The sequence below is a fragment of the Reyranella sp. genome (genome assembly GCF_017305915.1).
In the GTDB taxonomy this organism is placed as follows: domain Bacteria; phylum Pseudomonadota; class Alphaproteobacteria; order Reyranellales; family Reyranellaceae; genus Reyranella.
Map to the genome: position 1 here is coordinate 110,880 of NZ_JAFKJN010000010.1, position 22,395 is coordinate 133,274.

The 22,395-nt window shown below is 64.8% G+C and carries 22 protein-coding genes, 1 tRNA gene and 1 other annotated feature; of the genes, 18 read left to right on the forward strand and 5 right to left on the reverse strand.

Features of this window, described 5'->3' with window-relative positions:
• The first annotated feature begins 496 nt into the window (after window positions 1-496).
• The 8 genes from J0J01_RS08310 (at window position 497) to J0J01_RS08345 (ending at window position 9,052) form a co-directional block, all read left to right on the forward strand.
• Complete coding sequence (locus J0J01_RS08310; RefSeq protein ID WP_296379798.1) at window positions 497-889, forward strand: cytochrome c family protein; 393 nt, start codon at window positions 497-499, stop codon at window positions 887-889.
• Window positions 890-1,278: 389 nt separating this feature from the next.
• Window positions 1,279-2,094: a cytochrome c oxidase subunit II gene (locus J0J01_RS08315; protein ID WP_296379799.1), complete on the forward strand. Its 816-nt coding sequence runs from the start codon at window positions 1,279-1,281 to the stop codon at window positions 2,092-2,094.
• 64 nt (window positions 2,095-2,158) lie between these two features.
• A complete protein-coding gene (locus tag J0J01_RS08320; protein WP_296379800.1) occupies window positions 2,159-3,919 on the forward strand; it encodes a cbb3-type cytochrome c oxidase subunit I in 1,761 nt (586 codons plus the stop codon).
• A 13-nt stretch (window positions 3,920-3,932) separates the two neighbouring features.
• Window positions 3,933-4,652: a cytochrome c oxidase subunit 3 gene (locus tag J0J01_RS08325; protein ID WP_296379801.1), complete on the forward strand. Its 720-nt coding sequence runs from the start codon at window positions 3,933-3,935 to the stop codon at window positions 4,650-4,652.
• A gap of 9 nt (window positions 4,653-4,661) precedes the next feature.
• Window positions 4,662-5,384 carry a heme-copper oxidase subunit III family protein gene (locus J0J01_RS08330; protein ID WP_296379802.1) on the forward strand — a complete coding sequence of 241 codons (723 nt, stop codon included), beginning with the start codon at window positions 4,662-4,664 and terminating at the stop codon, window positions 5,382-5,384.
• Between the two features lie 9 nt (window positions 5,385-5,393).
• Window positions 5,394-5,729: a cytochrome C oxidase subunit IV family protein gene (locus J0J01_RS08335; protein WP_296379803.1), complete on the forward strand. Its 336-nt coding sequence runs from the start codon at window positions 5,394-5,396 to the stop codon at window positions 5,727-5,729.
• A gap of 45 nt (window positions 5,730-5,774) precedes the next feature.
• Window positions 5,775-6,734, forward strand: coding sequence for a heme o synthase (locus J0J01_RS08340; protein ID WP_296379804.1), 960 nt, complete (start codon window positions 5,775-5,777; stop codon window positions 6,732-6,734).
• Window positions 6,735-7,820: 1,086 nt separating this feature from the next.
• Window positions 7,821-9,052, forward strand: a protein-coding gene (locus J0J01_RS08345) for an IS3 family transposase (RefSeq protein ID WP_296379805.1) whose coding sequence is annotated in 2 segments (ribosomal slippage) — window positions 7,821-8,109 and window positions 8,109-9,052 — 1,233 coding nt in all. Because the reading frame shifts where the segments join, the coding sequence is not laid out codon by codon here.
• Window positions 8,105-8,221 (forward strand) — a sequence feature (AL1L pseudoknot). It overlaps the preceding gene by 117 nt.
• Window positions 9,053-9,097: 45 nt before the next feature.
• On the opposite strand, the gene J0J01_RS08350 is transcribed toward J0J01_RS08345, so the two are convergent.
• The 3 genes from J0J01_RS08350 to J0J01_RS08360 all read right to left on the reverse strand — a co-directional run bounded on the left by J0J01_RS08350 (window position 9,098) and on the right by J0J01_RS08360 (window position 12,235).
• Complete coding sequence (locus tag J0J01_RS08350; protein ID WP_296379806.1) at window positions 9,098-9,598, reverse strand: c-type cytochrome; 501 nt, start codon at window positions 9,596-9,598, stop codon at window positions 9,098-9,100.
• 94 nt (window positions 9,599-9,692) lie between these two features.
• Window positions 9,693-11,882, reverse strand: a complete 2,190-nt coding sequence (locus J0J01_RS08355; protein ID WP_296379807.1) for a cation-translocating P-type ATPase — start codon at window positions 11,880-11,882, stop codon at window positions 9,693-9,695.
• Window positions 11,876-12,235: a metalloregulator ArsR/SmtB family transcription factor gene (locus J0J01_RS08360; RefSeq protein WP_296379938.1), complete on the reverse strand. Its 360-nt coding sequence runs from the start codon at window positions 12,233-12,235 to the stop codon at window positions 11,876-11,878. The genes J0J01_RS08355 and J0J01_RS08360 overlap by 7 nt, the downstream gene beginning before the upstream one ends.
• A 200-nt stretch (window positions 12,236-12,435) precedes the next feature.
• On the opposite strand from J0J01_RS08360, the gene J0J01_RS08365 reads away from it, so the two are divergent.
• The 5 genes from J0J01_RS08365 to J0J01_RS08385 all read left to right on the forward strand — a co-directional run bounded on the left by J0J01_RS08365 (window position 12,436) and on the right by J0J01_RS08385 (window position 16,563).
• Entirely contained in the window at window positions 12,436-12,663 is a 228-nt protein-coding gene (locus J0J01_RS08365) for a heavy-metal-associated domain-containing protein (protein ID WP_296379808.1), read from the forward strand.
• Window position 12,664: 1 nt separating this feature from the next.
• On the forward strand, window positions 12,665-15,118 hold the full coding sequence (locus J0J01_RS08370; protein ID WP_296379809.1) for a cation-translocating P-type ATPase: 2,454 nt from the start codon (window positions 12,665-12,667) through the stop codon (window positions 15,116-15,118).
• 70 nt (window positions 15,119-15,188) lie between these two features.
• Window positions 15,189-15,602, forward strand: coding sequence for a heavy metal-responsive transcriptional regulator (locus J0J01_RS08375; protein ID WP_296379810.1), 414 nt, complete (start codon window positions 15,189-15,191; stop codon window positions 15,600-15,602).
• A 3-nt stretch (window positions 15,603-15,605) separates the two neighbouring features.
• Window positions 15,606-15,866: a thioredoxin family protein gene (locus J0J01_RS08380; protein WP_296379811.1), complete on the forward strand. Its 261-nt coding sequence runs from the start codon at window positions 15,606-15,608 to the stop codon at window positions 15,864-15,866.
• 1 nt (window position 15,867) lies between these two features.
• On the forward strand, window positions 15,868-16,563 hold the full coding sequence (locus J0J01_RS08385) for a cytochrome c biogenesis protein CcdA (protein WP_296379812.1): 696 nt from the start codon (window positions 15,868-15,870) through the stop codon (window positions 16,561-16,563).
• 116 nt (window positions 16,564-16,679) lie between these two features.
• Here J0J01_RS08385 and J0J01_RS08390 read toward each other — a convergent pair.
• A tRNA-Arg gene (locus J0J01_RS08390) sits at window positions 16,680-16,756 on the reverse strand.
• 143 nt (window positions 16,757-16,899) lie between these two features.
• Between J0J01_RS08390 and J0J01_RS08395 the strand changes: the two genes are divergently transcribed.
• Genes J0J01_RS08395 through J0J01_RS08410 form a run of 4 tightly spaced genes read left to right on the forward strand, consistent with a single transcriptional unit; the run spans window position 16,900 to window position 19,756 of the window.
• Complete coding sequence (locus J0J01_RS08395) at window positions 16,900-17,328, forward strand: DUF4864 domain-containing protein (RefSeq protein ID WP_296379813.1); 429 nt, start codon at window positions 16,900-16,902, stop codon at window positions 17,326-17,328.
• A gap of 8 nt (window positions 17,329-17,336) precedes the next feature.
• A complete protein-coding gene (locus J0J01_RS08400; RefSeq protein ID WP_296379814.1) occupies window positions 17,337-18,221 on the forward strand; it encodes a DMT family transporter in 885 nt (294 codons plus the stop codon).
• 29 nt (window positions 18,222-18,250) lie between these two features.
• Window positions 18,251-19,444: a molybdopterin-dependent oxidoreductase gene (locus tag J0J01_RS08405; protein WP_296379815.1), complete on the forward strand. Its 1,194-nt coding sequence runs from the start codon at window positions 18,251-18,253 to the stop codon at window positions 19,442-19,444.
• A gap of 12 nt (window positions 19,445-19,456) precedes the next feature.
• On the forward strand, window positions 19,457-19,756 hold the full coding sequence (locus tag J0J01_RS08410; RefSeq protein ID WP_296379816.1) for a cytochrome c: 300 nt from the start codon (window positions 19,457-19,459) through the stop codon (window positions 19,754-19,756).
• Window positions 19,757-19,978: 222 nt separating this feature from the next.
• Here J0J01_RS08410 and J0J01_RS08415 read toward each other — a convergent pair whose 3' ends face one another.
• A complete protein-coding gene (locus J0J01_RS08415) occupies window positions 19,979-20,824 on the reverse strand; it encodes a GNAT family N-acetyltransferase (protein WP_296379817.1) in 846 nt (281 codons plus the stop codon).
• A 222-nt stretch (window positions 20,825-21,046) separates the two neighbouring features.
• Between J0J01_RS08415 and J0J01_RS08420 the strand changes: the two genes are divergently transcribed.
• The gene (locus J0J01_RS08420) at window positions 21,047-22,354 is read left to right on the forward strand and encodes a GDSL-type esterase/lipase family protein (protein WP_296379818.1); all 1,308 of its coding nucleotides are present in this window, start codon (window positions 21,047-21,049) and stop codon (window positions 22,352-22,354) included.
• The last annotated feature ends 41 nt before the right edge of the window (window positions 22,355-22,395 follow it).

The window sequence follows — 22,395 nt, forward strand, 5'->3', positions numbered from 1 at the left end:
AGAGGCGCGCGCCCACTGCGACCACTTCGCCAGTCTCGCCGCGCCCGCCCGGAACGATGACGCCACCCGCCCCGGCAGGGCTGACCGTCTGCGATCGCGGCCACGACGCGCTCCCCGAGATCCAATGAGTAACCTCCGCCATCGCTGCTGGCCTCCCGCCCAGCACGGTGGCCGGGGCCCATCCGTCCACGCCGGGGAAGCCCAGCCGATTCAGGGAGGGACAGAAAAAGGCTCCAGGGTCCGGCGCTAGCTTAGCCGACGGAAAGGGCCTATTGTTGAACTGAAGGTGTTCCGCCGGACGTTTGCGCCGAACGACAATTGCCTTCGTGCTTTGGCCTTACCAGCTGCGCCGCGGTGAGCGCGGGGACATGATCGAAGTGACGCCCGTCGCCTCTGAATTGGAGGGGCCGGCGATAGTATAAGCGCATTGCTAGGTTGTGCGGCTCGGCCGCCGGTGCGGCGGAAAGGCCACCTTCGAGTTCCAGGGAGAACTTCGATGGTGCGTTGGACCTTGATGGCTTCGTTGATTCTTGCGGCGCTGACACCTCCGGCCGCGGCGGCCGGCGATGCCGGCGCAGGTCAGAAGATTTTTTCTTTCCACTGCATCCGTTGCCACCAGATCGGAGAAACCGCGAAGAACGCCGTCGGGCCGAAGCTGAATGGCCTTTTCGGCCGGCGGGCTGGATCTGTCGAAGGCTTCAGCTATTCGTCCGCCAACAAGAATTCCGGCATCGTTTGGGACGAAGCTACGTTCCGGGAGTACATCAAGGGGCCGAAAGCGAAAATCCCCAACACCAAGATGGATTTCCCGGGCCTCAAAACCGACAAGGAAATCGACGATATCGTCGTTTTCCTCAACCAGTTCGCCGCCGACGGAAAGAAGAAATAACCGGATCGGCGCTCGACGGCAGTACGGGCGCCGGTCTTCGGCCCGGCTTTAAATTGACAACCACAGTAGGGGTACCGACAATATCCGGTAAGTGCAGGCTGAAGGCTTTGGTTGCCTTGAGGCTACGGTGGGAGTTGTGTCGCCGCTAACGCGCGATCGTCCCAGCGAACCAATGGTTCGACTATGGCGAAGTGGAAGCAACGGTTGAAGCCTTGGGGCGCGCTCCGGCGAGCAGGCGCCTTGCAGGGGGTGTTTGCCGACTCTGCTTTCATCGGCGCCGACCGCTTCAGGCCGCGGACCGGCCGGCCTGTCGAACTGTGGTGTGACTTTTATTTCAAGAAGAAACGCGTTTCCTGACACCGCAAGGTGCCGCCTGTGGCGAGGTTGGGATGCGTACTGCGGTCGCACTGGCTCTGATCGTGCTCGGCTCGGTGGTGTTCCACCTCCTGAGTCCGTGGTGGTGGACGCCGATCGCCTCCAACTGGGCCTATATCGACGACACCATTCTCATCACTTTCTGGATCACCGGCGTCGTCTTCGCTGCCGTCGTGTTGTTCATGGCTTATTGCGTTTTCCGGTTCCGGCATCGCGAGGGCAGCCGCGCCGCCTATCAGCCCGAGAGCACGAGGCTCGAATGGTGGCTCTCGATCGGCACGGGCATCGGCGTCGCGGCGATGCTTGCCCCCGGCCTCGTCGTTTGGCACCAGTTCGTCACGGTGCCGGACGACGCCGTCACGGTCGAGGTTGTCGGCCAGCAATGGCAGTGGAGCTACCGCTTGCCGGGCGCGGATGGCCGGCTCGGCGCATCCCACGTTGCCTATGTCAGCCCGGACAACCCGCTAGGCATCGATCCGAAGGATCCGCACGGGCAAGACGACGTCATCGTCCAGGGCGAGCCGCTTCACCTGGAGCTCGGCAAGCCGGTCAAGATCCTGCTGCGCTCCCTCGACGTCGTGCACGACTTCTACGTGCCCGAGTTCCGCGCCAAGATGGACATGATTCCCGGCACCGTCACCTACTACTGGTTCACACCAACGCGGGTTGGCACTTTCGAGGTGCTCTGCGCGGAGCTCTGCGGCACCGGCCACTCCCATATGCGCGGCAGTGTCGTGGTCGAACTGGAGAGCGAACACCGGACGTGGCTGCTGCAGCAAAAAAGCTTCGCTCAACTCCGAGCGCCGGTCAGGGCGGATGCGGGGAACTAACGATGGATACGAAATGAACCCCAGAACAGGAACCTTCAACTGACAGGAAATGGGAGACGTTCCCATGACCGATGACACGAGCAACGTTATCCAATCATTGTCGGTCGCCGAAGTCGCCGACGTCGAGCTCTATCACCCGAAGAGCTGGATCACGAAGTATGTCTTCTCCCAGGACGCGAAGATCATCGCCATTCAGTACTCCATAACGGCGCTGTCGATCGGCCTGGTGGCCCTCGTCATGTCCTGGCTGATGCGGCTGCAGCTCGGTTTTCCGGGACTGCTCTCCTTCATCGACGCGGATAGCTACTATCAGTTCATGACCATGCACGGGATGATCATGGTCATCTATCTTCTGACGGCCTTGTTCCTCGGGGGCTTCGGCAACTATCTCATCCCGCTGATGCTCGGCGCGCGGGATATGGTCTTCCCCTACGTGAACATGCTGAGCTACTGGGTCTACCTGCTCGCCGTGCTGGTTCTCGTCGCCAGCTTCTTCGTGCCGGGCGGACCGACGGGAGCGGGTTGGACCCTCTACCCGCCGCAGGCGATCCTCGCCACCACACCGGGCAAGCAATGGGGCATCATCGTGATGCTCGTGTCGTTGATGCTCTTCATCGTCGGCTTCACCATGGGTGGGCTGAACTATGTCGTAACCGTGCTGCAAGGGCGCACGAGGGGTATGACGCTCCTGCGCATGCCGCTCACGGTCTGGGGCATCTTCACGGCCACCGTCCTGGCGCTGCTCGCCTTCCCGGCACTCTTTGTCGGCAGCGTGATGATGCTGCTCGACCGGGTCATCGGCACGAGCTTCTTCATGCCGGCCATCGTGTCGATGGGCGAGCAACTGCCCTATGGGGGAGGGAGCCCGATCCTGTTCCAGCACCTGTTCTGGTTCTTCGGCCATCCCGAGGTCTATATCGTCGCGCTTCCTGCCTTCGGCATCATCTCCGACTTGATCAGCACCCACGCGCGGAAGAACATCTTCGGCTACCGCATGATGGTATGGGCGCTCGTGGCGATCGGCGCGCTGAGCTTCCTCGTCTGGGCGCACCACATGTATGTGAGCGGCATGCACCCCGCCTTCGGATATTTTTTCGCCACCACGACCCTGATCATCGCCATCCCCACCGCCATCAAGGTCTACAACTGGGTTCTCACGCTCTGGCGCGGCGACATCCACCTCACGGTGCCGATGCTGTACGCGCTCGCCTTCATCGTCACCTTCGTGAATGGCGGGCTCACCGGCCTGTTCCTCGGCAATGTCGTCGTCGATGTGCCTCTGTCCGACACGATGTTCGTCGTCGCTCATTTCCATATGGTGATGGGCATCGCGCCGATTTTCGCCATCTTCGGCGGGATCTACCATTGGTACCCGAAGGTCACGGGTCGGCTTCTCAGCGATACGCTCGGAAAGCTCCATTTCTGGGTCACATTCCTTGGGGCCTACGCGATCTTCTTCCCATTGCACTACGTAGGGCTGATGGGCGTGCCGCGCCGGTACTACGAAATGGGCGAGATGGCTTTTGTTCCGCCTTCTACCGCAACGCTGAATGCCTTCATCACGGTCGTCGCCTTGATCGTTGGCGCCGCCCAACTCGTCTTCGTGTTCAATCTCGTCAGGAGCCTCAGGAGAGGCCGCCCGGCCGGTGGCAACCCCTGGGGTGCGACCACGCTCGAATGGCAGACGCCGCAAACGCCGCCCGGGCATGGCAACTGGGGCAAGACCCTTCCGGTAGCGTATCGCTGGGCCTACGACTATAGCGTCCCTGGCGCCGCGCAGGATTTCCTGCCGCAGAACCAGCCGCCGGTGCCGCGGACCGCATGAGGAGACGTGCGCCATGGTCGTGACCGTCATCTTCATCGCCCTGATCGCGATTCTTGCCGGCTGGTGGCTGTCACGTCAGGGGCTGACCGCCAAGCCCTGGCTGGAGGTCGGGGTGAGCGGCGACGCGCGTGGCGCAGAACCATCGGTCCGCCCGACGGGGATCGGCCTTGGAGCCTTCCTCGTCGTCGCCGGCTCGTTGTTCTCGCTCCTCGTCAGCGCCTACTCCATGCGTAAGGGCATGGCGGATTGGCAGTCGCTGCCCATGCCGACCGTGCTGTGGTTCAGCACGGGCCTGCTGATCATGAGCAGCGTCTCCTTGCAGACGGCCGTGATCGCCGCCCGTCGGGGCGAGCATGACGCGATCAGATTCGGCCTGTTCGCCGCCGGTGCCGCCTCATTCGGCTTCCTTGCGGGGCAGTTGCTGGCATGGCGCGAACTCGCCGCCTCGGGCCGTTTCACGGCCGCCGACCCATCAATCGCCTTCTTCTATCTGCTCACCGCGCTCCATGGCCTGCACGTGTTGGGTGGGCTTGTTGCGCTATGCCGGACGACCATCAAGGCGGTTGTCCTCTCCGCGGCATGCACGCCGCGGGCGTTGGGCGCCCTCGCCCGCAGCGTGAAGCTCTGCGCCGTCTACTGGCACTTCCTGCTCCTGGTCTGGCTCGTCCTCTTCAGTTTCCTCATGCGCTGGACGGACGATCTCGTCGCGTTCTGTCGCGGATTGCTGACCTAAGAGGGATCGATGGTCGACCTGCCGCGAACCGACCCGGGAGCCGGCATCAGCCGCCCTGCCGGCTGGGAAGGGATCGTGGCGGACTGGTCATCCGACCAGCGGGCCTTCAAGAACGTCTCCTGGGGGAAGGCCATGATGTGGATCTTCCTCCTCAGCGACACATTCATCTTCTCCTGCTTCCTGCTGTCCTACATGACGGTCAGGATGTCGACCGTCGAACCCTGGCCCAATCCGAGCGAGGTCTTCGCGCTCAACATCGGCGGCCGCCACATCCCGCTGATCCTGATCGCCATCATGACCTTCATACTGATCAGTAGCAGCGGCACGATGGCGATGGCCGTCAACTTCGGCTATCGCCGTGACCGCCTGAGGACAGCGATCCTGATGCTGGCGACTGCGCTGCTCGGCGCGACTTTTGTCGGCATGCAGGCGTTCGAATGGTCGAAGCTGATCGCGGAAGGCGTTCGGCCGTGGGGGAATCCCTGGGGCGCCGCCCAGTTCGGCTCGAGCTTCTTCATGATCACGGGTTTCCATGGCACGCACGTCTCGATCGGTGTGATCTTTCTGATCATCATGGCCCGCAAGGCCTGGCGGGGCGACTTCGACCGGGAGCGCCGCGGCTTTTTTACGAGCCGGAAGGGAAACTACGAGGTCGTCGAGATCACGGGGCTCTACTGGCACTTCGTCGATCTCGTCTGGGTGTTCATTTTTGCGCTGTTCTATCTCTGGTGAGACGCCGACATGTCACAGGTGGCCCGCATCGAGGCGCAACAACATCATCCGATCAAGCTGTATCTGGTGGTGTGGGGATGGCTGTTCGTCCTGAGCACCTGCTCCTACCTGGTCGATTATTTCGGCCTTGTCGGCTATCTGCGCTGGGGGCTGATCCTGCTCTTTATGGTCCTGAAGGCCAGCCTGATCGTCGCGGTCTTCATGCACATGGCTTGGGAGCGCCTGGCGCTGCTCTACGCGATCATCGTCCCGCCGACGCTGGTCTTGGTCTTCGTCGGGATCATGGTCTTCGAATCGAACTATACGCTGTTCAGCCGGCTGGCCTTCTTCGTCGTCGGGCGATGACGGCCAAGGCGTATGTCTCGTTGCGATGCCAATCAGGAACAGGCGATGGAAAGCACCTCCTTTTTTGCCTCGAAGCAACGCCGCCGCCTGGCTGACTTCGTCACGTTGACGAAGCCCAGAGTGATGATGCTCGCCGTCTTCACCGCCATCGTCGGTTTGACCATTGCTCCCGGTGATCTCGCCCCGCTGAGCGCGTGCATTGCAGTCCTTGCCATTGCCGCGGGAGCCGGCGCCGCCGGCGTGCTCAACATGTGGTACGACGCCGACATCGACGCCCTCATGACACGCACCGCGAGTCGGCCTCTTCCCAGTGGCAGGGTTGGGCCGGGCGAAGCGCTTGCGTTCGGGCTTGTCCTTGCCGGTAGCAGCGTCGTCGTGCTTGCGCTCGCCACGAATCTGGTGGCGGCCGGGTTGCTCGCCTTCACGATCCTCTTCTACGTCGTGGTCTACACGGTGTGGCTGAAGCGGCGCACGCCGCACAACATCGTCATCGGCGGGGCCGCCGGCGCACTGCCGCCGGTGATCGGCTGGACCACAGCCACCGGCGATATCGCGCTCGAGTCGCTAGTGCTGTTCCTGATCGTGTTTCTGTGGACGCCGCCCCATTTCTGGGCACTGGCACTCAATCGCAGCGACGAATATGCGCGCGCGGGCGTACCCATGCTTCCGGTCGTCGCCGGCCGCAGGGCGACCAAGCGGCAGATCCTGCTCTACAGCCTTCTCTTGTTCCCGGCTTCGCTGCTGCCGTGCGGGCTGGGGCTTGCTGGTGCGCTCTATGGCGCGATCGCAGCCATCTGCGGCGCGCTCTTCGTTGGCATCGCGTTGCGGCTCAACAGAAGTCGCGAAGGCGACGCGCAGGTGGCCCAGCGCCTGTTCGTGTTCTCCATCGCCTATCTCTTCCTGCTGTTTGCCGCGCTCCTGTCCGACCACGGCGGAGGCCAGGCGCTGGCCGGCCTGTCATGTCCGGGCGCCTGCATCGGCTTCGCCACGGCAGGGGAGTGCTGACATGCCGCGGTGGCGCTTGGTCTGTCGCTCGGCTGTCATGCCCACTCAATGCACCTGCTGGGCCGCCCCGGTTGCCCCTGAGGGTCTCCCTAGGACCACGTTGAGCGAGCCTCGGGAGCACGTTGGGGGTTCATGGACGTTTTTGAGTCCGCATGTGAGCGACCGATCGCAGCACGGGCTCGCTGTCTTTCCCCCGGGTAGGGTGGCCGGTCGGCCCAATAGGCACGCGAGCGCCGCCGGGCCCATGCCTCCTCCACCCGCCAGCGATCGCAACCGGGCGCAGCGTAGGGCACAGCCGGAGGGAGAGGGAGCGAGCGTAAGGCGCGGCGCGAGCCGCTTCGACTTTGCCCAGGCCTAGGCGCACCCGCAGCGTACCTGGTCCGATCGCGCACAAGAGAGAAAGGCTGCACGGCGACAATCAAGGTGAGAACTGAGCGACAATCAGGATGAGAAAGCGCCGGTGAGGGTGGGTCGAAAGGAGGGCGTAGCCCGACCGGAGGCCCGCCCCCACCGGCGTCGCGTATGGCGGCCGGCCGAGGGTTGGACGAGGTATCGATCTGTCCTGAGTACGAGAGATCGACATCTCGCTGCGGCCCGATCGGATTCCGATCGGCGAGGTGCGTGGCGCGTTCATCTCAACGGTTGTGCGGAGGTCGCTGCCGCCAGGGCAACGGCGTGTCGTCTCGCCAGGAAGCACTCAAGCTCCGAGACGCGCTACTACGTCGGCCTCAATCCCGAGGATGCTCTGAGGCTGCCGACGAAGAACCTAACGATGCGCACGACGCGACACACTTGCATCACGCTGAACCATTCGCTGGCGTCCCGCGTGAGCCGATCCGTGCCATCACGGGCCACGAGCCCGACACGATCGACCAAGTCCTGAATTGCTACGCCGCTGTAACGTCCGACCAAGCTGCTGCGGCTCTCAATATCCGACTGGCCTACGAGGCCGAGGGGCGGAGCGCATGAGTCGCCCGTCTGAGCGCGTGCGACGGACTTCCCCTGTTCGTTCTCACTGCGGATCACAGCAGAAAGCTGAACCGGCCCGGGTTTGTCGGAGGCTCCAACTCCTGAGAAGGTGGAGCCATGACGAGCAAGACAACGAACAAGTTTTCGCCTGAGGTCCGCGACCGTGCGGTGCGGATGGTGCTGGATCACGAGCCTGAGCATGCGTCGCGGTGGGCGGCGATCGTCTCGATAGCGGGCAAGATAGGCTGCACGTCGCAGACGCTGAACGAGTGGGTGAAGAAGGCCGCGCGCGACGGCGGGCACAAGCCTGGCCTGACCGGCGACACGGCAGCCAGGCTCAAGGCGCTCGAGCGGGAGAACCGGGAGCTTCGCCAGGCCAATGAGATTTTGCGCAAGGCGAGCGCGTGTTTTGCCCAGGCGGAGCTCGACCGCCGACACAAGCCATGATCGCCTTCATCGACGATCACCGCGGGGCCTATGGGGTCGAGCCGATCTGCAGGGTGCTGCCGATCGCCCCCTCGACCTACTATGCGCATGCCGCCAAGCGCGCTGATCCGTCCAGATTGTCGCCGCGGGCGAGGCGGGATGACGCCTTGATTCCAGGGATTCGGCGGGTGTTCGAGGAGAACTTCGGGGTCTATGGCGTGCGCAAGGTCTGGCGGCAGCTGAAGCGTGAGGGCCACGACGTTGCCCGCTGCACGGTGGCACGGCTGATGCAAACCATTGGTTTGCAGGGCGTGATCCGCGGCAAGCCGGTCAGAACCACGATCAGTGACAAGGCGACGCCGTGTCCGTTGGACCACGTCAATCGGCAGTTCAAGGCGGAGCGCCCGAATGCGCTGTGGCTCTCCGACTTCACCTATGTGGCGAGTTGGGCGGGCTTCGTCTACGTCGCCTTCGTCATCGATGCATACGCGCGGCGGATCGTTGGCTGGCGTGCGTCACGAACGGCGCACGCGGGCTTCGTGCTCGACGCCCTGGAGCAGGCTCTGCATGACCGGCGGCCCCTCCATCGCGGCGGGCTCGTGCATCACAGCGACCGAGGCCGCCAATACGTCTCGATCAAATACACCGAACGCCTGGCCGAAGCCGGCATCGAGCCGTCGGTGGGCAGCGTCGGCGACAGCTACGACAATGCTCTGGCCGAGACCATCAACGGTCTCTACAAGGCCGAGGTCAGCCATCGGCGCGGGCCGTGGCGGTCGTTCGAAGCCGTCGAGTTCGCGACCTTGGAATGGGTCGATTGGTTCAACAATCGCCGGCTGCTGGAGCCCATCGGCAACATCCCGCCGGCCGAGGCCGAAGAGTACTACTACGCCATGCTGGACCAACCAGCCATGGCGGCGTGACTCAAAGCAAACAGCCTCCGGCAAACCCGGGGCGGTTCACACCCGTCACTGCAAATGTTGCGGACGAGCATCCATGCGGGCTCTCTTGGCCCGAATTTCGCGGGGCCAAGTGCTCGCGATAAACGCCAGGCTCGCGGCGATTTCGCTGTCGGTCAGGCGGTTCTCGAATGCCGGCATGTCGGTCTGATATCCAGGGGGATATGCTCGCGGCCCGTACTTCACTGTCCTGAAGAGTGCCTCGTAGGGATGTTCCCAGGTGTGACCAGACGCATCATGAGGGGGCGCTGGCAATCTCCCGCTCGGTAGTCGCTTTCGCCAATTTGGCTGGCCCTCCAGGGAGGCGCCGTGACAGCTCGCGCAAGCCTCCATGTAAATCCGCTTGCCGAGCTCGACTTGAGCGACATTCGTCGGATCAACGCGAAGGCCTTGGTTCCAATCGAACCCCAGGTAGAACGCAGCAACCGCAACGGACAAGAGGAGCGCGCCTGCAATCCATCCGACCGACCGGCTTCCAAGGGTAAAGGAAGAGATGTGCCAAGTTTTCACTGAATGTTAGTTCCTGCTGCGCCGGCGCGTCGCAGGCGATCCTGAGGAACTCATACTCGATCGCCAATTTCCTGCGTCTGACGGGACACGTTCCCTACGACCGGACGCTCGGTGCGCGATGGCGAGGCACGCCGGCAAAGCTCGTCGGCGCCCGCGGCGCAGGTTTCGTTGCCTCAGCGGCGGACGAAACCACCGTCCGGTCTCCCTTCGTGTGGCGCAGCAGGCGTGTCGAGTTTGCCAGGATGCCGAAATCCGGGCCTGACTGGGCTGCGGCCGCAAAGACCGGCGGCAGGAGCCCGAAAGCGGCGAGCGCGAGTCCCGTCAGGTTGTAGACCATAGTGAAACCAAGGTTCAGGCGGACAACGCGCATGGTACGCTTGGCAATACGGAAGACCTCGGGAACAAGTCGCCAGTCCTCGCGCATCAGGGCGATGTGAGCTGCCTCGATCGCGACCGGGCTGCCGGCGGCGCCCATGGCAATGCCGACATCGGCCTGCGCCAGCGCCGGCGCGTCGTTGACACCATCGCCCACCATCACGACGACCCGCCCTTCGGCCTGGTGCGCCTTAACGATCGCGATCTTGTCTTCGGGAAGCAAGTTGGCGCGGTAAGCGATGCCGAGCGTGCCGGCCAGAGCCGCGGCCGTGCGTTCGTTGTCGCCGGTCAACAGTTCGATGCGCACGATGCCGAGCGTCGTAAGTTCGGCCAGCGCGGCCGGGACTTCCGCGCGCATGACATCCCGCGCGGCCAGCATTCCAATCGCTGATTTATTGCGCGCAACGAATAGTAGCGTCTTGCCCTGAGCCTCGAACTTGGCTGCGATCGGTGGGATCGCATGTTCCGGCAGCATGCGCCGGCTGCCGACCGAAATGACCGCGCCGTCCGCTGCCCGCATGCACACGCCCTGGCCCGGCATCGCCTGGAACTCCCTTGGATCGCCGAGACGCAACGCTCGCGCCGTGGCGACTTCGCGCACGGCCGCGGCGAGCGGGTGTTCCGAATAGCGCTCCGCAGTCGCGGCGAGCTGTAGCAGGCCGTCACTGTCGAACGCCTCGTCGAGGGCCACCACGTCGGTGATGGCAGGCTTGCCGAGGGTGAGCGTGCCGGTCTTGTCGAGCAGCACGACGTCGGCCTTGGCCAACAGCTCCACATACTTGCTGCCCTTGATCAGCAGGCCGCGGCGCGCCGAGGCGCCGATCGAGGCGATCATCGCCACAGGCGTCGCCATGGCGAAGGAGCAGGAACAGGCAACCATCAGCACCGCAGCCGTCGCGAGCGGGTCGTGGCTCACCGCGAAGGTGAGGATGGCGATGGCGATGACGAATGGCAGGTACCAGGTCGCGAACCTGTCAGCGATCCGCTGCACCGGGGCCCTGTGGCGCTCGGCTTCCTCGACCATCCGGATGACCCGACCAAAGGTCGTGTCCGCGCCGACACCGGCTGCCCGCACCCGCATGCTTCCAAGGCGAGCGAAGCTGGCGGCGAAGACCCGGGACCCCGGCCCAGCCTCGACGGGCATCGACTCGCCGGTGATGGCGGCTTGGTCGACGGTCGCCTGACCGTCGAGCACCTCCCCATCGACCGGGATCTTCTCACCTGGTCGGACCACCACGATGTCGCCGACCTGCACCTGTGCGATCGGCACCTCTATCTCTGATCCGTCCCGCTCGATGCGCGCGGTCTCGGGCGCCATTGCGGTCAGGTCACGCACCGCGCGCCGCGCGCGTGTTGCCGTGTAGTGCTCGATCTGATCGGCGAGGCGCATGAAGAACACGACCAGCACAGCGGCGGCCCACTGCCCTGTGACAACCGCGGCAAGCATGCCGACGGTCATCAAGGTGTGCGACGTGATCCGACGCCGGAGCGCCGCGCGCATCACGTTGTGGAAGATCGGGTAGCCGCCGAGCACCACAACAGTGGTCCAGACTGGCCACGGAACGAAATCCTCCAGACGGTCGAGCAGGCCGAACCACTCGCCGAGGACGGCCAGAAGCACGACAATGCCAAGCACCAGGCCGAAGCCCCAAAGCAGGGTACTCGAGAGCCCGGCAAGGCGGTTGCTCGAGGTGCCCGCGTCGTCAGGAGTTGCATGACAAGCGCAAGCCTCATCGGCGCAAGCGGCAGCCGAAAGGCCGACGGGCAGCGTCTCCTGACAGCCACAGTCCGCGTCGGAGCCCATGGCCGGCTTCGGGCCAGGCGACGTAACGCCTGTGGAATAGCCGCAAGAGTCATTGCAGCACCCTTCGGCCGGCGCGGCGGATGTCGTCTCGGTGCGTTTCAGCATGGCTCCTCCTCGCCGCCGATCTGTGTGCAGGCGATGACACCGCGGGCGCGATCAGCCAGGAGTTCCTCGGAGAGACGAAGCAGCATCTCGACGCGCGGGTCGCTCAGGCTGTAGCGGACGAAGCGGCCCTCCTGCTCGCGCCGGACGAGGCCACAGTCATAGAGACACCCGAGGTGGTTGGAGACATTGGACTGAGCCAGGCCGGTCAACGCCACGATCTCACCGACGGCCAGGGCGCCCGAACGCAGTGCCTCCAAGATCGACAGGCGAGAAGGATCGGAGAGGCCGCGGCACAGCTTCGCCATCGTTTCGGCCTTCCGCCGCAGCGCGGTTGGCCGGGCATGTTCCGCCATCGGGGTGAAGGCGCGGGTGCGGCGGGTTTGTAAGGTCATATAAACATATTATCACTGAATGATATGATGTCCAATACCACTATCTGGGGACATTGCTCGGCACTCCGCAGTCGTGAAACACAACGCTTCTCCATTCCTCATTTGACCTTGGGGTTAACTCCAAGCGCTAACATCCGCTTGGTTCGATTGGGAGCGATCAGATGAAGACGGACACGTTGAAGATCGAGGGCATGCACTGCGGTGGCTGCGCCGAAACCATCAAGTCCTTGGTCGAGAAGCAGCCGGGTGTGCAGGCAGTCTCGGTTTCCTTCGACGAAAGTCGGGCCCGCATTCTCTACGACCCGAACACGACTCGCGAAGACCAGTTGGTTTCAGTGGTTCAGCAGCCGGGATTCCGCGTCGTCGGACGCGATTCCGAGGGAGGCTGACATGAGCATTGCAGAAAGCGTTTCGGCGCCATTCCGACCCTGGAGCGAGGAACCGGCAGGCCGACCGGATCGGCGGAAAATCCGCGCTCGCATCGGCGGCCTTCATTGCTCGCTCTGTACCGGCACCATCGAGAAGGCGCTTGGTCGAATGCCAGGAGTCGACAAGGTCGCGGTCAGCCTCACGCACGAGCAGGCGCTCGTCGAATACGATCCATCCATCGCGCGGCCCGAGCAGCTGCTGCAGACCTTGAAGGACATCGGCTACACGATCTCCGATCCGCGCAAGCTCAGGGCCTACGAGGAAGAGGAACGTGACCTGGTCCACGAGGCGCGGCGGTTTGTTCTTGCCGTCGTCCTTACGGTCGCGACGATTCCGATCATTGCCGATCCGACAGTAGGATGGATCGGCTTCCTGCCGGCGCTGGTCTGCCTCAGCCTCGGGGCCTTTGTGTTTTTCGTCCTCCGGTCGACGGGCTTGTGGGCGGCGGTCGGCGCGGCAGCAGGTCTCGCGGTCATGGCCCTCTCACTGCTCTATCTCAATCTCGCAGGACATCTGACCTCGGTCGCGCCCTGGCTCGCCGGCGCTCTTGCTCTGGTCCTCGTCTTCGGCGTGGGCCAGCACATCCTGCGCATGGCTTTCCAAGCCTTGCGGCGTGGCATCCTCAATCAACACGTCCTGCTCGAGATCGGTGCTTTTGCCGGCATCGCCGGCGGTATCATCGGCCTGCTCCTGGACAGGCCTGACTATCCGACTGCCGCGTTCTTTTCGGTGTCGGTCATGGTCGGCACCTACCACATTTTCTCGGAGTGGCTGTCGCTGATCGTCAAGACCCGCAGCTCGCAGGCCGTGAAACGGCTGCTCGACCTTCGGCCCGCGACCGCCCGCGTCGTCCGCGACGGCCAGGAGCTCGAAGTTCCGATTGAGGAGGTAAAAATTGGCGACCATGTGCGCATCCGCCCCGGCGAGCGCATTCCGACCGACGGCGTTGTCGTAAGCGGTTACTCGGGGGTCGATCAGTCACTGGTGACCGGCGAGTCTCTTCCGGTCGAAAGGCGAGAGGGTGATCCTGTCATCGGCGGCTCGATCAACGGCAGCGGCACGCTGCTGGTGAAGACAACGGCCGTAGGCGAAGGCAGCTTCCTCCAGCATGTCATCCGCCATGTCGAGGACGCGCGGGCGCTGAAACCCGGAATCCTCCATCTGGTGGATCGTGTGTTGCGCATTTACACGCCGACCGTCCTGATCGTTGCAGCCTTGGCTGTCGTCGGCTGGCTGATCGGCTCATGGCTGAGCACCGGCCACGCCGACGTGGAGCGTGCCGTCTTTGCCGGTTTGAGTGTCTTGGTCATGGGCTACCCCTGCGCCGTCGGCATCTCGGCACCGCTGTCCATTGTTCGCGGCGCAGGCCAGGCAGCAGAGCGTGGCGTCCTCATGCGGACGGGCGAGGCCTTCCAGGGCTTTCGCCTCGTCGAGAAGATCGTCCTCGACAAGACGGGAACCCTGACCGAGGGGCGCCCCACGGTGCGAGAAATCGAAGCGCTGGCGGGACAAGAGCACGAGCTTCTCGCTGTAGCCGCCGCGGCGGAAACCCGATCAGAGCATCCGCTCGCCCAGGCACTTGTCAAAGCAGCCTTTGAGCGTTCGATCACGCCGCCGGATGTGGAGGCCTTCGAAGCATTCCCCGGACGAGGTGTCATCGCGCGCATTGGCGACGCGGAGGTGATCGTTGGTAGCCCCCGATTCATGTCGGAGCGGAATGTCGCCCTCGGCACCCTTGAGGAGAAGACTGGGGCCCTCGAAGCAGCCGGCCGCACTGTTATCGCCGTAGCGAAAGAGGGGCGGTTGCTGGGCATCGTCGCCGTGGGCGACACGGTTCGGCCGGACGCCGCTTCGGCGGTCGCGACCCTGTGCAAGGCTGGCCTCTCGACAGTTCTTGTCACGGGCGACAACGAGCGGGCGGCACGACGCATTGGCAGGGAGGTCGGCATAGACGACGTGCATGCCGGCGTTCTGCCACAGGACAAGGCCGCGATCGTGCGCCGGCTGCAGGCCGATGCCCGCGTGGCAATGGTCGGCGACGGCATAAATGATGCCCCTGCCTTGATGCAAGCCGATATCGGCATTGCCATGGGCGGCGGCACCGATATCGCTTTGGAGTCGGCGGACATCATCATCCTATCCAACCGACTGAGTGCTCTCTCCGAAGCGCGGGACATCAGCAGCCGGAGCTATCGCAAGATGGTTCAGAACGTCGTCCTGGCCTTCATGTTCAATGGTGGTGGTATCCCGCTTGCCGCGACCGGCCTTATCCACCCGATCTGGGCCATGGTCGCGATGGCGGTGAGCGTCACCGCCATCTTCATCAACTCGCTCTGGGGCAATCCACGGCTATTTTTCGAGGCGATCGGCAGCGTCGGGCGGCCCATTGCCGCCGCCTTGCCGCAGGGTGCGTGAATCCGGCGACCTCAGTGGGCTTTGACCTTGGGGTATACTCCAAGGTCTAGACTCGCCCAGGAGGTCGGGAATGTTGACGATCGGCAAGCTCGCAGCACTCGCAGAAATCAGCGCCGACACCCTGCGCTACTACGAGGAGGAAGCCCTGATTTCGCCCGCAACCAGGAGTGCAAGCGGCTATCGCCTCTATGACCAGGACTCCGTGAAGCGCATTCGGTTCATCAAGCAAGCGCAGCAGTGCGGCTTCACCTTGGCTGAGATACGGGACCTTCTGACACTCCGTACCAGCGATCGCGCGTGCTGCGACGATGTACGCAACCAAGCGATCGAGAAGAAGCTTCAGCTCGAACACAAGATCAAGGCCATGACATCGATGTCCAAAGCGCTTGACCGGCTGATCGCCGATTGCACCCGCAAGGGGCGTCCAGTGGCTGAATGTACGATCCTGGCGGCCTTGGAGCAGACAATGGAAAATGCGCACTGACGGATGAAGGTCGAGCTGTTCCATGCCCCAGGCTGCAGCAAGTGCGCGGCGGCACGAGAGGACCTGAAGGCCACTGCGATGGCGGCGCGACCGGACGTCGAATGGTGCGAGATCAATGTGCTCGACGAGATGGACCATGCCGTCGAGCGGGGCGTGCTTTCCTTGCCGGCCATGGTGATCGACGGCGAGCTTGTCTTTTCGGCCTTGCCGAGTCCGCAGCAGTTGCGCGCCGCACTTCTACGCCGAACTGTTTCTGGGAGTTGAGATGGAGCCGGAGGCTCTTCAGCAGGCAGTCGCCCAGGCCGGTTTGGCGGCGATCGGGGTGGGATTCCTGGCTGGCCTTCTCTTCAGCTTCAATCCTGTGGCGATGGCCTCTATCCCCGTGTCGCTCGCGTACGTGACGAAAGCCCGCGAGAAGAAGCAGGCCATCCTCTTTGGAACGATGTTTATCGTTGGCATGCTGCTCGTTCACGCCGCTATGGGCTTTGTGGCAGGGCTTGGTGGCGGATGGGTGGCGGCGCTGCTGGGGCGCGAGTGGGGACTCGTGCTTGGGCCATTTCTCATTGTGCTTGGTCTGATGTGGGCGGGCTGGCTGCGCCTGCCACTGCCGGCGTTTGCGCTGAAAGCGAGTCGGCCTTCAGCGGTCTGGAGTGCCTTTGTTCTTGGTGCAATATTTTCCATTGCGATCTGCCCGATTTGCACCCCTGCACTCGTTGTCCTTCTTGGGGCGACCGTGGGATTGGCGTCTCCTTGGCTTGGCGCGCTGCTCTTGCTCGCCTTCGCGGTCGGACGCGCCCTCCCGGTGGCCATAGGCGCGATCAGCATCGGTTGGCTCGAGAATTTGCGCGGCCTGGATAGATATCGGCGTCTATTCGAGACTGCCGGTGGTGTTACCCTCGTCTTGTCGGGCCTCTACATGCTCAATGCGTACTTCTTCTGGCTACCCGCCTTGGCCGGATGAATCGCGCGTGACGGCGCCGCCACCTCAGCATGTATCGAGACTGGTGAGAGAGTAGTGGTAATGCAGGCTCAGGCGTTGCCGGGCCGAGCCTGGCGAGAGCCTAAGCGTTGAAAGAATGGCGCGCCCGAAGAGATTCGAACTCCTAACCTTCTGATCCGTAGTCAGATGCTCTATCCAGTTGAGCTACGGGCGCGCAGGCCGCCGCCCCGCGAGGGGGTCGGCGAAGGCGCGCAACCTAATGAAATTGCCCCGGCGATGCAAGGCCGGGGACGTGCTGGAATTTCGGCCCAATTTCCGTTCTCGCAGGCTGCGAACGGGCGTTAAGCTCCCCGTCCCATGGTGGCCCGCCTGCTCGCCCTGCTGCTCCTGGCCCTGGCCGTCGTTCCGGCGGCGGCCCAGGATGCCGCGCTGTCGGATGCCGACCGGGCGGCGATCCGCGACGTGATCGGCCGCCAGGTCGAGGCCTTCCGCCGCGACGACGGCGACGCCGCCTTCGGCTTCGCCTCGCCCAGCATCCAGCGGATGTTCGGCAGCGCCGACATCTTCATGGACATGGTGCGGCAGGGCTACCAGCCGGTCTATCGGCCCAGGGTCTTCGACTTCCGCGAGATTGTCGACCTGCACGGCCAGCCGGCGCAGAAGGTCCATGTCGTCGGCCCCGACGGCCGGCCGGTCACCGCCTTCTACCCGATGACGCAACTGCCCGACGGCAGCTGGCGCATCGACGGCTGCTTCCTCCAGGCGCCGGACGAGCACCAGGCGTAGCCCCCTTCGTGCGCAAGGTCTCCTTCAAGGTGCTGGCGCTGCTGGCGGCGCTGACGCTCGTCTGGGGCACCAACTGGCCCCTGTTCCACATCGCGCTGCAGGAGCTGCCGGTCGCCACTTTCCGCACCGGCGTGCTCAGCATGGCGCTCGTGGTGCTCGGGCTGGTGATGCGCCTGCGCGGCGAATCGTTCACGGTCCCTGCGGGCCGCTGGCCGCCCCTGATCCTCGCCTCGCTGATGAACCTGATCATCTGGAACATCGCGACCTCGCTCGCCGTGCTCCACATCCCGTCGGGTCACGCCTCGGTGCTGGCCTACACCATGCCGCTGTGGGTCGCGCTGCTGGGCTTCGTGGTCTATCGCCAGCCGCTCAACGGCCGGCTGCTGGCGGCGATCGCGATCGGCGCGGTCGCCGTGATCGCGCTGATGATCCCGAACTTCAGGAGCTATGCGAGCGCGCCGCAGGGCCTGTTCTGGGGCCTGTTCGCGGGCTTCTGCTGGGCGATCGGCACCTTCGTGGTCAAGCGCACGACCTGGCCGGGCATGGGCCTGTCGCTGACCTTCTGGCAGGTCGCGATCGGCTGGCCGCCGATGGCGCTGGGCATGGTCGTGCTCGACGGCTGGCCGCAGCACATGCCCTCGACCGCGGCCCTCGCCGCGACGCTCTACACCGGTGCGGTGCCGATGGCGCTCGGCACCGCGACCTGGTTCGCCCTGGTCAAGATCCTACCGACCCAGGTCGCGGCGCTGTCGTCGATCGCCATCCCGATCGTCGCCGTCATCAGCGGCGTGCTGGTTCTTCACGAACCTTTGTCCGCCCTGCAGGCCGTCGCGATCGGCTCGACGGTGATCTCTCTGTGGCTGGCACTGGTCCCGCGCCGAAGCGTTGGCTAGAATCGGCATAACGGTTCGGGAGGAACGATGTGATCCACAGACGCACGCTCATGACGGCGTCGAGCGCGCTGGCGCTTGGCGCGAGCCCGCTCAGGGCGCTGGCCGACACCATCAAGCTGCCGTTCGAGAACGGCGAGCGGCCGATCGTGAAGTATCCGCAGAAGCGGCCGATGATCGGCCTGACCCAGCGGCCGCCGCAGCTCGAGACGCCGTTCTCGGTGTTCAACGAAGGCGTCCTCACGCCGAATGACGCGTTCTTCGTGCGCTATCACCTGGCGAACATCCCGTTCGACGACATCGATCCCGACACCTGGACGATCGAGATCAAGGGCGCGGTCGACAAGCCGCTGAAGCTCAAGCTCGCGGACCTCAAGCGCCTGCCCGCGATCGACCTGGTCGCGGTCAACCAGTGCTCGGGCAACAGCCGCGGCTTCTCCGAGCCGCGCGTCGCCGGCGGCCAGCTCGCCAACGGCGCGATGGGCAATGCGCGCTGGCACGGCGTGCCGCTCAAGGCGGTGCTCGACCAGGCCGGCGTCAAGGCCGGCGCCAAGCAGGTTGCCTATGAGGGCTTCGACGGGCCGGTGATCGACAAGACGCCGAAGTTCGTCAAGGCGCTCGACATCGACCACGCGCGCGACGGCGAAGTGATGATCGCCTGGCAGATGAACGGCGCCGACCTGCCGGTGCTGAACGGCTTCCCGGTGCGCATGATCGTGCCGGGCTGGTACGGCACCTACTGGATGAAGCACCTCAACGAGGTCACCGTCCTCGACAAAGAATACGACGGCTTCTGGATGAAGGGCGCCTATCGCATCCCCGACACCGAGAACGCCATGATCGAGCCCGGCACGGCGCCCAAGGCGACGGTGCCGATCAACCGCTTCAACGTCCGCTCCTTCATCACCAGCGTCGCCGACGGCACCAGCGTGAAGGCTGGCCAGACGACGCTCAAGGGCATCGCCTTCGACGGCGGCAGCGGCATCAAGGCGGTCGACGTCTCGGCCGATGACGGCAAGAGCTGGGTGGCGGCCAAGCTCGGCCAGGATCTCGGCAAGTACTCGTTCCGCGAATGGACCCTTCCGGTCACGCTGGCGGCCGGCGCGCACGCGCTGAAGGTCCGCGCCACCGCCAACGACGGCAAGGTGCAGCCGGACAAGCCCGGCTGGAACCCGCCCGGCTACATGCGCAACGTGATCGAATCGGTCCGCGTGACGGCGGCGTAAGGGAGCAGCACGATGAAACGTTTCGCCTTCCTTCTGCTGGTCGCCATCGCGCTGCCGGTCTCCGCCAAGCCGATCAACTTCGCGCTGCCGGACGAGACCGCGCAGTTCAAGCCCGGCCCCAACCTCGAGGTCGTGCAGGGCAATTGCGGCGCCTGCCATTCGGCCGACTACGTCCAGACCCAGCCGATCGGCCCGAAGTTCAAGAAGGACTTCTGGCAGGCCGAGGTCATCAAGATGATCAAGGTCTACGGCGCACCGATCGACGAGAAGGACGTGCCGGCGATCGTCGATTACCTGGCGACGACCTACTGATCCACCGGGGGTGCGCCCCTCCGAAGGCGCGTCGTCTCGACTCGCGCGGCCGCGGGACTCCGGACGAAACCGGCTGGCGCCCGGACGCCTCCGATGCCGATTCCATAAGGGTTTTCCGCGAGAATCCGGAATCCGGCCCCACCCCCCGGGCCGGACGCTTGCGGACGCGCCGGACGCGCCGGACAAGAAACTGCAATTAGTTTCCCTCGGAGGCGCGTCAGGTTACCCGAATTCCAGGCTCGTCACGCCGAACAGCCCCGCTCGATCGATCGCCGGATCGGGTCCGGTGTACATGCGCGCCGTCTCGAAGGCGGGCTTCAGCCCGAGCTGCTCGGCGAGCCGGATGCCCGGCGCGTTGAAGTCCGGCATGTCGACGGCGACCGGCCGGCCGGGAATCGCCGCCGCCAGCTCGCCGATCAGCGCCGCCGCCAACTCCGGCGACGCGGCATAGAGCGGCCCGATGCGCGAGGCCGTCACGGCCGCGCGTGTCACGCCGAAGCCCACGATCTCGCCGTCCTTCAGCGCGACCCGCGCCGTGCGCTCCGGCGCGGTGATCCACGGCGCCAGGAAGCTGTCGCGCGGCTCGGGGAAGAAGCGCCGGTCGTAGGCCGCGAGCTTGTCGAACGGCAGGCTGCGCGCATCGACGATACCGATGCCGGCCGGCATCGGCGCCGCGGCAGGCATGCCTTCATGGCGGGCGTTGTTCCAGGCGAGGCGATAGCCCGACTTGCGGTAGTTGGCCTGCTGCGCCGGCACGCCGTCCAATCCGACATTGCGGCCGTCGAGCCGCTTCATGCCGGCGTTCCAGATCTCGATGCCGTAGCCCCTCCCGCGCACCACCGGCCGCGCGATGTAGCAGCCGAGAAAGCCGAAACCCGCGCCGTAGCGCACGACCGAGATGCAGGCCACCGGCTCGCCCTCGAGCCGGCCCATCAGGAAAGCGCCGGGATCGGCGGCGTGGAAGGCGATCCAGTCGGTGTTGGCGGGGTTCCAGCCTTCGTCCTTCGCCCAGCCCATGATGCGCAGGACATCGTCGGCGCTCGCCGTGGCGATCTCGAAGCCGGACATGTCGTTTCCCCCTCCCCGTGGCGGCGCACCTTACCGAGCGGGCCGAGTCCGGAAAACGCTGCAAAAGAGCTTGCTCGGCTTGAGCGCCTGCCCCGGCGGCGAGAAGATTGGAGACCCATCGCGGCTGAAGGCGCGGTCACGGATTTCACCACCCCGCCCTCGATTGCACGGCCTGCGCCGGGCGCTCAGACTCCGATCGACGAGGTCATTTCGGAGAACGTCATGAGGCGCCCGGCTCTCTGCGTTGCGTTCCTGATCGCGTTCGCGGCAGCCCCCGTCCAGGCGCAGCAATGGGTGGCGAGCTGGACCGGCGCGGCGCACGGCCCCTATCCGATCGGCAATCCGACGGCGCAGCCCGAGCTCAAGTTCGCCTTTCCGATTCCCGTGCAGGGCGCGCGGGACCAGACGTTCCGCCTGATCGTGAAGCCCGGCATCTGGGGGCCGCAGACCCGCATCCGGCTGTCCAATGTCTTCGGTCTGAAACCGGTCAATTTCGACGACGTCTTCGTCGGCCTGCAGGAAAGCGGCAGCGCCGTCGTGCCGGGCACCAACGCGCCGGTGCTGTTCAAGGGCAGGAAAAGCATCAGCATCATGCCCGGCGACAGGGTCATGAGCGATCCCGTCCCGCTGCCTTTCGTGAAACTGGGCGATCCGATGCTGAGCGGCCGCAAGCTCAGCGTCAGCTTCCATGTCGTGGGCGACAGCGGGCCAATGACCTGGCACGCCAAGGCGCTGCAGACCTCTTATGTCAGCCCGCCCGGCAGCGGCTCGAAGGGCGCCGGCGAGGGCGAGGCCGCGTTCCCCTTCTCGTCCACCTCCTGGTATTTCCTCGACGCGCTCGAGATGTTCGTTCGCGCCGGCACCAAGGTGATCGTGGCGTTCGGCGATTCGATCACCGACGGCACCGGCACCACGCTCAACGGCGACGACCGCTGGACCGACGTGCTGTCGCGCCGCCTGCATGCCGTCTATGGCGATGCCTTCGTCGTCGTGAACCAGGGCATCGGGGGCAACCGCGTCGCGGGGCCGGCGCCTGCCGACTACGCCGCCAGGCCGATCCCCGGCGGGCCGGCCGCGATCGCGCGGCTCGACCGGGACATCATCAGCCTGCCGGGCGTGGCGTCGGTGATCTGGCTCGAAGGCATCAACGACTTCGGCGCCGCCGACACTTCGGTCGACGCGGTGATCGCCGGCTACAAGCAGGGCGTTGCGCACATCCGCAAGAAGATCCCAGGGGTGAAGATCTTCGCCGCGACGCTCACGACGGCGCTGAACAGCACGCCGACCCACGGCCGGCCGGAGGTCGAGGCCAAGCGCCAGGCGCTGAACGACGTGCTGCGCGAGAGCAAGGACTTCGACGGCGTGATCGATTTCGATGCGGCGACGCTCGACGCCGCGACCGGCGAGCTGAAAGCGCCGTACCAGCCCAGCTCCTCGATCGGCGGGCCGGGCGACAAGCTCCATCCCAACCGCGCCGGCTATGCGGCGATGGGCTACGCCATCGACTTGAAGATGATCACGGGGAGATAACCCTCCCCATTCTGATGGGGAGGTGCCGCGTCAGACGCGGG